The 14,177-nt window shown below is 30.5% G+C and carries 6 protein-coding genes; 2 read left to right on the top strand and 4 right to left on the bottom strand.

The window, feature by feature from the left end; translation table 11 throughout:
* Window positions 1-76 precede the first annotated feature (76 nt).
* Window positions 77-3,733 (top strand): ABC transporter permease/M1 family aminopeptidase, encoded by a 3,657-nt coding sequence (locus L1S33_RS06325; protein WP_240561703.1) that lies wholly within the window; start codon window positions 77-79, stop codon window positions 3,731-3,733.
* A 170-nt stretch (window positions 3,734-3,903) separates the two neighbouring features.
* On the opposite strand, the gene L1S33_RS06330 is transcribed toward L1S33_RS06325, so the two are convergent.
* The 4 genes from L1S33_RS06330 to L1S33_RS06345 all read right to left on the bottom strand — a co-directional run bounded on the left by L1S33_RS06330 (window position 3,904) and on the right by L1S33_RS06345 (window position 12,886).
* Complete coding sequence (locus L1S33_RS06330) at window positions 3,904-6,678, bottom strand: alpha-amylase family glycosyl hydrolase (protein WP_240561704.1); 2,775 nt, start codon at window positions 6,676-6,678, stop codon at window positions 3,904-3,906.
* A gap of 63 nt (window positions 6,679-6,741) precedes the next feature.
* A complete protein-coding gene (locus L1S33_RS06335) occupies window positions 6,742-8,061 on the bottom strand; it encodes a SusE domain-containing protein (RefSeq protein ID WP_240561705.1) in 1,320 nt (439 codons plus the stop codon).
* Between the two features lie 11 nt (window positions 8,062-8,072).
* Window positions 8,073-9,962: a RagB/SusD family nutrient uptake outer membrane protein gene (locus tag L1S33_RS06340; RefSeq protein ID WP_240561706.1), complete on the bottom strand. Its 1,890-nt coding sequence runs from the start codon at window positions 9,960-9,962 to the stop codon at window positions 8,073-8,075.
* Between the two features lie 11 nt (window positions 9,963-9,973).
* Complete coding sequence (locus L1S33_RS06345) at window positions 9,974-12,886, bottom strand: SusC/RagA family TonB-linked outer membrane protein (protein ID WP_240561707.1); 2,913 nt, start codon at window positions 12,884-12,886, stop codon at window positions 9,974-9,976.
* Between the two features lie 203 nt (window positions 12,887-13,089).
* On the opposite strand from L1S33_RS06345, the gene L1S33_RS06350 reads away from it, so the two are divergent.
* Complete coding sequence (locus tag L1S33_RS06350) at window positions 13,090-14,112, top strand: LacI family DNA-binding transcriptional regulator (protein ID WP_240561708.1); 1,023 nt, start codon at window positions 13,090-13,092, stop codon at window positions 14,110-14,112.
* The last annotated feature ends 65 nt before the right edge of the window (window positions 14,113-14,177 follow it).

Below are 14,177 nucleotides of genomic sequence, written 5' to 3' on the forward strand. Positions count from 1 at the left end.
TAGTTTTTAATTATGAGTTTTAAGTTAAACTCAAAAAACTAATCATTCAAAACTAAACACCCAAAACTTTTTTATTATGTTTTCTACAATATTTAAACACGAATTATCTTACTGGTTTAAAAAACCAGCCACTTATATTTTTACGACCATTTTCTTTTTGGTAGCTATATTTTTAGCTGCAAGTTCTGCAGGTATTTTTGACGGATTAACTGTAACAACAGGTTCTTCAAAAATAGTAAACTCGCCAATGGCAATAAACGGAATGTTTAATGCAATGGCAATTTTCTTATTCTTTTTGTTTCCTTCCATTATAGGAGTTTCTGTATATAGAGATTATAAAAGTGAAATGCATTCCATTTTATATTCATATCCTTTTAAGAAGTTCAGTTATTTATCAGCAAAGTTTTTAAGTTCATTTTTAGTGGTACTTTTTATAATACTTGTTGCAGGAATCGGAATTTTTATTGGATTTAGATTACCAGGAACAAATTCAGAAATTGTATCTGCGTTTAATTTTTCTGCCTATGCACATTCTTATTTAGTGTATATAATTCCCAATGTCTTACTATTTGGAGCTATTGTTTTTGGGGTAGTAACATTTACAAGAAACATTGCTGCAGGTTTTATAACTGTAGTATTATTAATGTTTGTACAATCTGTTGCGGAAAGCTTTTTATCAAATCCAGACAATCGTTTTTGGACGGCTTTGTTTGATCCTTTTGGAGGACAAGCCGCTAATTATTACACACGTTATTGGACGGTTGCAGAGCAAAACGAATTAATGCCACCATTTAAAGGTGTTGTAATTTATAACAGATTATTATGGTTAGGAATTGCTTCCTTAGTTTTAGCAGGCGTTTATAAGTTATTTTCATTCAGCCAAAATGCGTTTTCATTCAGCTTTAAAAAAGCAAAAGGAGAACGAATGACCAAACAAAACTTTGGGGGAATTACACGTGTAGAAATCCCAGAGGTAACTTATGATTATTCTTTTTGGAACGATATTAAAACGACGTGGAAACTGTCTAATATCGATTTTAAATACATTGTTAAAAGTTGGCCATTTATAGCCATTTTAATTGTAGGTTTAATATCGTTATTAATATTTGCTTTAACAGCAGGTGAGTTGTTTGGAACAAAAACCTACCCAACAACTTGGCAAATGTTATTGTTACCAGGAACCGTATTTACATTTTTTATAAACCTGTTAACGTTCTTATATGCAGGTATGTTAATTAGAAGAGGAGAAATAGCAAAAGCTAATCATTTGGTAGATGTAACTCCAGTAAAAAATTGGACACTTTTAGGATCAAAATTTATTGCACTTTTAAAAATGCAATTGGTTTTATTAGCGGTAATTGTTGTTGCAGGAGTCTTATTTCAAACCTATAAAGGATATTATAATTTTGAATTAGGACATTATTTTTATGAAGTATATGTTTTACTATTTATCCACTTTGTAATTTGGGCATTTTTAGCAATGTTAGTACAAACATTAATAAAAAATCCATATTTAGGATTGTTTGCATTATTGGTACTTTTAATTGGTTTACCTTTATTATCACTTGCAGGAATAGAACAATCAGTTTTCAAATACAACCAAGGTTCAAATTATCAATATTCAGACATGAATGGTTATGGATCTTCATTTAGTAGGTACTTTATTTACAAAACCTATTGGTTTGTTGGAGGTTTAATTTTATTGATTTTAGCTGGATTATTCTGGATGCGTGGAATTACATTTTCATTTGCTGAAAGATTTAAAATTGCAATGAAACGTTTAAACGTAAAAACAATTGGAACTTTAGCTGTTCTTAGTCTTATTTTCTTCGGAATTGGAGGTAAAATTTATTATGAGAATAATTTCTTAAATGATAATCGTTCAGCAAAAGAAGGAGAAAAATTACGCGTTAAATGGGAAAAGGATTACAAAAAGTATGAGAATTACGCCCAACCAAGAATTGTAGCTGTTAATGTTGATATGAATATTTTTCCGAAGACAAGAGATTTTAAATCTTCTGGAACCTATAAAATGATTAACAAAACAAATGAAGTAATTGATAGTGTTTTCTTAAATCATAATGGATATCCAAGTACTTTTGAATTTAACAAACCAAACAATTTGGTGTTAGAAGATACTGTTCAAAATTTTGATATTTATCAATTAGAAAAAGCCTTACAGCCTGGAGATAGTTTAGAATTAACGTTTACAGTTCATAACAAACCAAATACGTTACTAAGAAGTCATTCACCAGTTAGAGGAAACGGAACGTTTATTAATAATACACAATTATATCCTTCTTTAGGATATTCTTCAGCAGGAGAACTAACGGATAACAAAACACGTAAAAAATTCGATTTACCGGAGAATGATTTAAAACCACACCCATCAGATTCTACAGCTTTAGGGAATACTTATATAGCAAAAGATGCAGATTGGATAGATTTTGAAGCAACTGTTTCTACGTCTGAAGACCAAATTGCAATTGCTCCTGGATATTTGCAGAAAGAATGGACAAAAGATGGTCGTCGCTATTTCCATTACAAAATGGATAGTAAAATTTTAAACTTTTTTGCATTCAATTCTGCAAGTTATGAAGTTAAAAAAGATAAATGGAACGATGTTAATTTGGAAATTTACTATCAAAAAGGACACGAATTTAATTTAGACAGAATGTTTAAAGGAATTAAAGCTTCTTTAGATTATAGTTCTAACAACTTTAGTCCGTACCAACATAAACAAGTTCGTATTATTGAATTCCCAAGAACTGGCGGAAGTTTTGCGCAATCATTTCCAAATACAATTCCGTTTTCAGAAGCAGTTGGTTTTATTGCAGACGTAGATGATTCTGATGAAGGTGGAGTAGATTATCCATTTGCAATTACTGTGCATGAATTAGCGCATCAATGGTTTGCACATCAGGTAATTGGAGCAGACGTTTTAGGAGCAACTATGATGTCGGAAAGTATGTCTGAATACGTTTCTTTAAAAGTATTAGAAAAAGAATACGGAAAAGGTAAAATGCGTAAGTTTTTAAAGAAAGCTTTAGATGGTTATTTAATGCAAAGAACTTTAGAGAGAAAACGAGAAAATGCGTTAATGTATAATGACGGTCAAGGTTATATACATTACCAAAAAGGTTCAATGGTTTTATATGCTATGAGCGATTATTTAGGAGAAGAAAACTTTAATAATGCTATTAAAAAGTATGTTAATAAAGTAAAATTCCAAGACGCACCGTATACAACATCAATAGATATGGTAAATCATATTAAAGAGGTAACACCAGATTCTTTACAATATCTAATTAAAGATATGTTTGAAACAATTACGCTATACAGAAATAGAGTAGTAGACGTAAAATCTACCGAGTTAGATAACGGAAAATATCAAGTAGATATTGATTTTGAGGTTTCTAAATACAGAAATGACGAGAAAGGAAAACGTTATTATGGAACCCAAGTTGGAGATACACTTTCTTATAAAACTGAAAAAATGAAGAATCCAGTATTGTCTGTGAAATTAGAAGATTATATAGATATTGGTATTTTTGGTGAAGAAGAAGTTGATGGTAAAAAGAAAGAAACAGAGTTGTATTTACAAAAACATAAGATTACTAAAATAGATAATAAGGTTACTATTATAGTTGATAAAAAACCTGTTGAAGTAGGAGTAGATCCATACAATAAGTTAATTGACACACAATCTGAAGATAACCGAAGAAAGTTGTAGTAATTTTAATTTAGAGCAAAAAAAACCGAAACATTTGTTTCGGTTTTTTTTATGTAAACAGTTTGTTTTTTGAACTTTAAGGAATATCTTTTGTAGTCCTATTTAATTTATACATTTCATATACTAGCATACATTTAAGAATACTCTAAAACTAAAGTATATCCTATTAATTATTTTTTCAATAATTTCAATGCGGTGCTACTATTATTAAGTTTAACAAAATAAATACCTTTTTCTATGTTTTCAATATAAAAGATAGTTTCAGAATTAAAATTACCTTTAAATTCTTTTATTTTTCTTCCATTTGTATCATATAGGATAACATTATTAGTATCTCTGTTTAATCTAAATGAACCTTTACTTGGGTTTGGATATATTAAAGTTTTTGTTTGAGTAAAGAAATCTTCTGTAGAAAGTGTAACTGGTGTATCTGCATATAATTTAAACTCACCTGGAGCTAAAGAAATTGATGTTGAAGTATCTGTAATCGTAATACTTGCGTTATCGTCTAGTATATTATACCAAGTACCTTCTTTTTGAAAATTAGGAGTAATACTTTGAGTAGTAACTCCAAAGTTACCAATTATTACTACATTTTTTATTTGATCTGCTGTTTCGTCTGTTAAATGAATTGTATTTAATCCATTTGCATTACCTACATCTAAAGTAAAATCAGTTGTTTTAAAAATATCGTAATTTAATTTTAACTCAATTAATTTAGACCAAGTTTCTTTTATTTTCTTTCGATTTTCATTGTCTAAATAGTTCCATAAAATTGGTTTGTTACCTGTTCTTCCATTTTGATTTATAGAGATGTCATATCCAAGTTCACCAAATTGCCAAATCATTTTTGGTCCAGGAACTGTAAAATAAAAAGCGCCAGCTAATTCTTCTCTTGCTAAAGCTGTATTTAAGTCTTTAATACTATAGCTTCCGTTAGAATTACCAAACTGTAAGTTTTTATACATTAGGCGTTCTTCATCATGGCTTTCCATATAACTTACGTTTGCAGGAACAGACCAACCTCTATTTTTGTAAGAAATCCAAGAAAAATCTGCATCACTACCAAAGCCCATTGTTGCTTGGTTATATTGGTGATTATGGTTACTCCAAACCATAATTCCTTTACCTTCATTTAATCTATAATTTACCCATTCTGTTTCTTCTGCATTTGTACCTAAATGTTCGAAAATAATGTAGAAGTTAGGGTCTATTTCCCATTGTTTATCAGCATAACCTTTTAAAACATCAACTCTATCTTGTTGATAGGCATTTGTACAGACTTCACTACCTGTACAGTTTTGTGTAAATCCTTTTGTTAAATCCCATCTAAAACCATCAATTTTATATTCATCTATCCAGTATTGAGAAACTCTATTTACATAATCTCTAACAGCTTGCTTAGAGTGATTAAAATCGTTAAAAACACTGTATGAATGTCTTGCAACAGGGTTAAAGAAAGGGCTGTCTGAACTAGCTTGTCCACCATAACCACCATTGTCTGTATTATACATTCTGTAGTATGGGTTTTGTCCACTTGCGTGATTAAAAGCAACATCAATAATTACTGCAATTCCTCTAGTATGACATTCGTCTATAAATTGTTTAAAAGAAGTAGTATTACCATAGTATTTATCTAGCGCCATGTGAAACGAAGGATTATATCCCCAAGATTCATTGCCATCAAATTCCATTACTGGCATTAATTCTATTGCATTAATTCCTAATTCTTCTAAATAATCTAACCTTGCTTTAACTGCGTCGTAAGAATGTAATTCATCAAAATCTCTAATTAAAAGTTCATAAATAACTAAATCTGTTTTTTCTGGTTTAGTAAACGTATTGTTTTGCCAAACATATTCATCATCTCCAGTTCTTAATAAAGTTACTGCATGGTTTGTTTGACCTGTTGGATAACTTGGTAAATTTGGATACGTAGTTGCGTTAATGTATTGATCGTTAGATTCTGTTAAAACAACAGTAGAGTATGGGTCTGCAACTCTTAATTCTGCATTAATTATATATTGATAAGAATAATCAGTTTGTGGAGTTAATCCAGTAAGTTCAATCCAAAAACGATCATCTGATGGATCTTTTTTAAGTAAATATGCATCATCTATTTGCCAATTATTAAAACTACCAATTAAATGTATAAAATCTTTGCCAGGTGCATAAAACACTAATGTAGTTTTTGTATTGTCTGCCGTATTTAAGTTAATTCCATCTTTCATGCCAGAAGGAACAGCAACTTCAGTAACCATTGGTCTAACAATTGCTTGAAACGTTGTGTTTTTTGTTTCACCATTATTTGTTGCTTCTAAAACATAGTTAGTGTTTTCAGTTACAGTAGGAGTAAAGGTGTATGTTGTTGTATTATTATCTTGGTTAATAATAGCACCATTAGCTTTTAAAGTGAAATTTGCAGTTAAAGAAGTAGTTGCATTTATTGAAATACTTTCTCCTGAGTTTAAGATTGTAGTTTCTGTAGATGGTGAATTTAAAGTTAGTTGAAAAGTACCAACATTAAAAATGAAGTCTGCACAACCATTATCTTTCAATTCTTGGCTTCCGTCAGCATTTCTAAAAACCATTCCTAGTCTAGTTACATTTGTTGCCTGTGTGTCATTTAAGTTATAATATGTTTTTGGGGTAAATGTTATTTCCCAACGATTGTTTGCAGTATTTAACGTCATTTCTCCAACACCATCGTCTTGCCCCCAATTACCAGTAACACTAATATCAAATGCATTAGAATCACTTCCAACACCGGAATGTATATAAATTTTAGAAGGATTGCTAAAACCATTACAATCTGAAGCAGTACTATTAGCATCAAGACTAATTGTAATTGATTCATTTATGTCGAAAGCGCTAGGTGTTATTGTAACCTGACTAAAGCTTAATGAAGTTATAAGTAAAATGAATAAAAAAGTAATTTTTTTCATAATAATGCCTTTTAAAAACAAAGGCTACCCAAGTAGGTAGCCTTTGAGTTTTTAATTAAATAATTAGTTTATTGTATAAGTTGGGTTTGCTGGATCAGAAAAATCTAGCACAAATGAGTAAGTTCCTGCTGTTGCTGGTATATTTCCTCCATCTGTTTCTAAAGTTCCGTCTGCACCATTGTCTCCATAGCTAAGAGCCCAAGCTTCATTAGATCTAAATTTATATTCTCCGTCTAAAAGAGTAACATTGTTTAATATCCAGATATCATCATTTGGCTGAGACCAATCTCTACTAAATATTGCATCTGGAGTTGCTCCCCAATTGTTATAAGCAGAACCAACAAGCCCCCAAATATTATCTATTGATTTTAAAGAATATGATAAATCATTTAAGTTAACAGTAACTATATATCTACCTGAAGTTGTAGCTATATTACCGCCAGAAGTATCTAAAAATCCAGGTGAACCTTCTCCATAAGCTGTACCCCAATCATTATTCATTCTAAACTTCATTTCACCATCTTCTAGTTTTACTATTCCTCTAAATTGATCTGAATAAGAATCGTAAGTAAGGGCAAAATCTGGAGTTGCTCCCCAATTATTATAGGCAGAACCAACAATACCTAAAGAAAAATTTTCAATACTGTACGTTAATGTTGTTAGGTTCATTGTAATTTTATAAGAACCTGCACTAACAGCAATATTATCACCACCTGCATCTAAAGTTCCGTCTACTCCTGTATCTCCATAATTATTTGTCCAAAGGCTATCTTCTCTAAACTTAATTTCACCATCTATTAAATTAACGTAAGCAACTAAAACACCTGCAGTACTTGTTGTGTAAAAAGGTAAGTCTGGAGTTGCTCCCCAATCATTTGCAGCAGAACCAACAATTCCCCATCTTGTAGATAAATCTAAGATGCTAGAATATGTTGTTATGTTAATTGTTTTTGCATCTGTGTTAATAAGTAACTGACCGCCAACAAAACCTTGTAGTTTTATTTTTAAATCTGATGCTACATCTGCTTCAGCACCTAAACCTAATGCAATTGCATTTAATTCTAGTGTGTTAAAAGATTTTTCTAAGTTATCACCAGCATCTATTATTTTAGCATTGCTAAAATCACCTGTAGCTAAATCTATTAGTAATTTATAGTTAGGTGCAGCATTGAAACCAAAATCTGGTTCTGCCCAATTTGTATTTAATGCAATTTCTTCTTCGTTTGCTTCTAAAAGTACAATTGGTGAAGTTTGCTGAATTATAAGTTCTGTTGTTGCTTCAACATCTGAGTTTATTATTATTCTATCACTAAGATCTTCACAACTGGTAAAACCAATTGATACCAAAATTATAGCGAATAATGAATTTATTATTTTTTTCATGTCTTTATATATTAGTATCCTGGATTTTGAGTTAAATTAGGATTTGTTGTTATGATGTTATTTGGTAGAGGAAACAGATTTCTATAATCTTCAACACCAACACCGTCTTTAGAATCTCCTTTAAAAGGCCATAAATAATTACTAGTTGTAAAATAATTATATCTTATTAAATCTGATCTTCTTTGTCCTTCCCAATATAATTCACGAGATCTTTCGTCTAAAACAAAATCTAAAGTTAAATCGCCACTATTTATGTTACCGCTAGTATTACCAAATGCTCTTTGTCTTAATTCATTAATTTTAGTTACCGCTAAACCTAAATCTCCGCCGCCACCTCTAAGTGTTGCTTCTGCGTAGTTTAAGTAAATTTCTGCTAATCTAATTAATGCTAAATCTGTATCTACAAAATCTCCAGCAGCATCAGATCCTTGGTTTCCGTTAGAGTCTACATTTTTAAATTTAGTTACTGCATAACCGTTTTCAAAAGAAGGTATCTCTTCTATTTCTAGGGTTTGTCCATCTTTATGAAACATACCTCTAGTGTCACCTTTAAAAGTTGTTATCGTGTATGTTAGAGTATTTAAATCTAAAGTTATAAAATAAGTTCCGGCTTCTGTAATAGGAATGTTAGAGCCTCCTGCTTCAATTGAGCCATCATTATTGTCATCACCATAATTATTACCCCAGTCTTCATCAAATCTAAATTTCATTTCTCCTTGAGTTAAATCTGCATAGATAGCGTATGTGTTACTACCTGTTTCATACATTTCCATATCTGGACCATTCCACAAGTTTAAAGTAGCATCACCTACTAATCCCCATTTAGAGATTGTTCCTAAACTATTATTAAGTTCTGAAACATCTGCGTTAAATTTATTTACTAAATTTTTTGTAGTTCTTAAGCCTCCCCAGCCACCATTAACTCCAAATTCGGTAGCATTCATATTACCACCAATAGCTGCGTGTACTAAAAATGTAGAACCACCAAAAGTTTGAGACCTAAGGCCATCAAAATTTAATGTAAAAATAAATTCATTTTGTGCACCATTAGTATTATTATCTGCTAAAAATAGCTCATCATATGCAGTACCATTTCCGTTAGCATCTGTTGTGTTTATAGAATAACTAGAAGTCATTACATTGTTAGAAAAAGTAACAGCTTCTGTGTATCTTGCTGTACCTGTAAAAACTTCGGCATTTAAATATAATTTAGATAATAATGCCCAAGATGCAACTTTATCTACTCTACCATATTCATTAGCACCACTTGGTTTTAAGAGGTCTTGAATTTCTAACAATTCAGTTTCAATAAAATTGAATATATCATTTCTACTAGCTTGTGAAGGTAATTCTGTAGTTACTGAAGTAACTAAAGGTACACCTCCATATAAATCCATTAAGTTATAGTAAGCAAAGGCTCTTAAAAAACGAGCTTCAGCAATAAAGCTTTCAACTTCTGGATCTGTTAATCCTGCTGCGTTGTCTATAAAAGAATTACAAAAAGATACTTCTTGTGCTAATCTATAATACATTGCTTCGGAAAAATCATTACTTCCAGACCAGTACATACCATGTAAATCTGGTAAACCTGCATCTCCCCAACCAACAACTGCGTGATCTGTTGTTAATTCATTTAAGTTAAATAACATTCTAGAATATTGAGAAAAACCTTCATCGATATCTGAGATATCTGCTTGACCAGCAGGCCCTTGTTGTCCTGTTAAAGCTAAACTTGCATACAGTTTTGCAAGTGCTCCTTGTGCTTCTGTAATATTAGAAAACACATCTTCTTCGGTAAAACTATCTGGATCAATTGGTGATTGATCTAAATCTTCGTGACATGATATAACTCCTAAAGATAATATCATGATTACAATTAAATATTTAAATTTTTGTTTCATTTTTCTTTTTATTAAAAGTTAACATTTACGCCTAAAACAAAAGATCTAGGTCTTGGGTAAAAATTATTATCGATACCTAAATTTATTTCTGGATCTAGACCATCATAATCAGTTATTATTAACACATTTTGTAAAGATCCGTAAAAACGAAATGTTGTGTTTTCCATTTTATCTAAAGTATAGCCAAGTGTTATATTGTCTATTTTAAAGAATGATGCGTCTTGTACAAAATGATCACTTAAAGCTGTTTTGTCACTTATGATTTTAAAACCACTATCGTAATAGTCGGAATGTAGGTTAGATAAAATATTATTATTAGTAGCATTTACTTCAATACCTTTATTAGCAGCAACATCATTGTACATATAATTTCCGAAACTTGCTCTTGTTTGTATTGATAAATCCCAATCTTTGTAGCTAACACTAGAATTTAAACCCATTAAAATGTCAGCAAAAGGATCTTCGTTTATGTATTTATCATCATCATTTATTATGCTATCATTATTTCTGTCAACAAAAACTCCTTCTATTGGTTTACCTGTTGCATCATACACTTGTTGAAAAACATAAAAGCTATTTGCAGTTTCTCCTTCTCTATGTACTTGTACATTGTTACCAACACCTGTAGAAATTCCTCCTTGTGGTTGATCTACAGATAATTTAGTAATTTTATTATCATTAAAAGATATATTATAGTCTACTGACCATTCTAAATCTTCTGTTTTAATAGGAGTTGTGTTTAAGTTGAATTCTAAACCTCTGTTTTCCATATTACCAATATTTGCGTTAATTCTATTACCAAAGTTTGTAAATGGATCTACCAAAGAACTTGCAATAAGATCATTAGTTTCTTTTAGGTATGCATTTACAGAACCCGTAATTCTTCTATCAAGAAAAGCAAAATCTAATCCTACGTTAAAAGTTCTACCAACTTCCCAACGTAGATCTTTATTAATTGGTTCTGGTCTATATGTTTGGTAAAAAGCACTTCCAAATTGGTAGTTAGCAGTATCCGTACTACCATTATATCTTGTTAGAAATTGATAATCTCCTAAACCATTAATGTTACCAACTTCTCCATAACCAACTCTTAATTTTAATTCGTTAAAGAAAGCATCTTCCATAAAATCTTCTTTATGAATAGACCAAGCTGCAGCAAATGATGGGAAAATTCCCCAACGATCGTTTGGATTTAATTTAGAAGAAGCATCTGCTCTAACTGTGGCAGTAAGGTAATATTTACCTTTATAGTCGTAATTAGCTCGTCCAAAGTAAGATAATAATACGTTTTTAGATTTATCTACAAATTCAAAAGTATTACCATCCTCTTGAGCTTCACTGTCAAAATTATAATTATCATATTCAAAAGATTGATATGAATGTCCTGCAGCAATGGTTAAGTTATGCGCGTCGTTAAATGTTTTGTTGTATGTTAAATATGCATCAAAAACTTTATTAAATGATTCTTGAGTAAATCTTGTATTAGAACCATTAAAAGTAGCATCTGAGGTTGGTATAAATTCAGAAGTAACTTTTCTACCATGGCTATTAGACGTATCGTAACCTAAATTAACAGTTGCAGTTAAATCTTCTAAACCATGTATTTTATAATCTATTTTAGCATTGGTAACAAGACGTCTTACTTCTGCAGTATCATCTATTAAATTTAATAAAGCTAATGGGTTTGTAGGAGCAAGGTTATTTTGGTTTCCAGTACCAGCATCTAACCAAGCAAAATAACCGCCATATTGAGAATTAGTGTCGTAAACAGATTGTGTTGGATCAAATGAAACAGCATTACCAATTGCACCTCTATCTGCAAATGTATTTTCTGTATACATCCCTTTTACATTTAAGTCTATTTTTAAATGTTTGTCTAAAAAGCTAGGTGATAAATTTATAGAACCTGTAGTACGTTGTAAATTATCTCCCTTTAAAATACCTTCATGTTCAGAATAACCTAATGAAGCTCTCATTGGTACTCCATAAAGGCTTCCTAAAGCACTAAAGGTATGATCTTGACCAAATGCAGGGGCATAAATTTCATCTTGCCAATCTGTATTAGCATTTCCTAATAATGCAGTTTGGGTAGGAGAACCAATTGTATTTATTAAATTTCTAAATTGATCTGAAGACAAAACGTCTACTTTGTCTCTTAGAGTATATACTGTAGTTTGAGAGCTAATGTTATATTTAAACTCATTGTCTTTACCTTTTTTAGTAGTAATTAAAATAACACCATTTGCAGCTCTAGAACCATAAATAGCAGTAGATGAAGCATCTTTTAAAACCACAAATGTTTCAATATCACTAGGATTAATAAAGTTTAATGGATTTCTTGTTCCACCAACACCTCCGTTATCTAATGGAATACCATCTATTACGTATAAAGGTTGGCTTGTTAAAGATAAAGAACCTGTACCACGTATATTAATAGTTTGTCCATCTCCTGGGGCACCAGAACCGGCAATAACATTTACACCCGCAACTTTACCACTAATTAGTGATTGAGCTGATACAATAGGCCCTTTGTTAAAGTCTTTGCTAATTAACAAGTCTGTAGTACCTGTTAAATCTTCTTTTTTAACGCTACCATAACCGATAACAACAATTTCATCTAATGTTTCAGCAGTTTCATCTAATGTTACTGATAAGTTAAAGTTAGTACCAATTGTAACTTCCTTATCTGCATACCCAAGTGATTTAAATACAAGAACATTACCTGTATTTACATTACTTATAGAGAAGTTTCCATCAAAGTCGGTTTCAGTACCTTTAATTGTACCTTTTACAATAACATTAACACCAGGTAAAGGATCACCAGATGTTTTTTCTTTTACAACACCTCTAACTGTTTCTTGTGCAAACATGTTAAATGATGTAGTTAAAAGAATTCCAATTAACAATAATTTAAATTTTTTCATGTATAATTTGTTAAATAATATCTGTAAATTTGATTTTAGATTTTACAATAAATTTACATTCCACATTTGTAAATATATATATAAGAGTGATATTTACAATAAGATAAAATCAACGAAAACGGTTTCGTGTTAATAACTTTTTTGTGTAAAATTATCATCAGATTAACAATATTTAACTTTAATATTTATCATTTTAATAAAAAATGAAGCAAAAAATCACCATAAAAACAATTGCTAAAGAATTAGGTGTTTCAACTTCTACAGTATCTAAGGCTTTAAAAGATAGCCATGAAATTAGTAGGGAAACTAAAGATAAAATTCAAGCTTACGCAAACCTTTATAACTACAAACCTAATAGTTTGGCACTTCAATTACGTACCCAAAAGACAAAAGTAATTGGTGTTATTTTACCAAAAATAGTACATCATTTTTTCTCTACAGTAATTATGGGTATTGAGGATGGAGCCAATAAGAAAGGTTATAATATTATTGTTTGTTTTTCTAATGAATCGTACAAAAAAGAGGTGGAAACTCTGAAAGTTTTATCAAACGGAAGTGTAGATGGTTTAATTGTTTCTATAGCAAGTGAAACTCTAGAAAACAAAGATTTTAATCATTTTAAAGGTTTGGTTTCTGAGGAATTTCCATTAGTCTTACTTGATAGAGTTGTAGATGATATTTTATGTGATAAAGTGGTGTTAGACGATGTAGGTGCTGGTTATAAAGCTACAAAACATTTGTTAAATAATGGTAGAAAAAAAATAGCTTTAATAACAACGCCTAACCATGTAAACGTTGGTGCTTTAAGAAGACAAGGTTATGCAAAAGCTTTAATAGAAGCGTATATTAAAAATGATAAAAATCTAATTGTTGAGATTGATGAAAAGCAAGATATTAAAGAACAGATAGAAAAAGTTTTTAAGGAAGATATTGATGGTGTATTTGCTGTAAATGAAATTTACGCTGCTAATGCTATGAGGTTAGCAAAAGAAAAAGGGCTAAAAGTGCCTGAAGATATTTCTATCATTGGTTTTACAGATGGTTTAATCTCAGAATATTCATCACCATCTATTACTACAATAGCACAACATGGTTTTACTATGGGTAATCAAGCAGTAGAACTTTTAATAGAAAGAATAGAAAAAGAATCAGAAATTTATAGTCCTAAAAAAATTGTTATTTCCAGTGATTTAAAATTAAGAGAATCTACGAAACCGTCGTCGTAGATTTTTTTAAGTTTACGAAACCGTCGTCGTAAAAAATTGATGGTTTTTTTATCATTTTCACAATA

The organism is Tenacibaculum aquimarinum (assembly GCF_022478115.1).
Classification (GTDB): domain Bacteria; phylum Bacteroidota; class Bacteroidia; order Flavobacteriales; family Flavobacteriaceae; genus Polaribacter; species Polaribacter aquimarinum_A.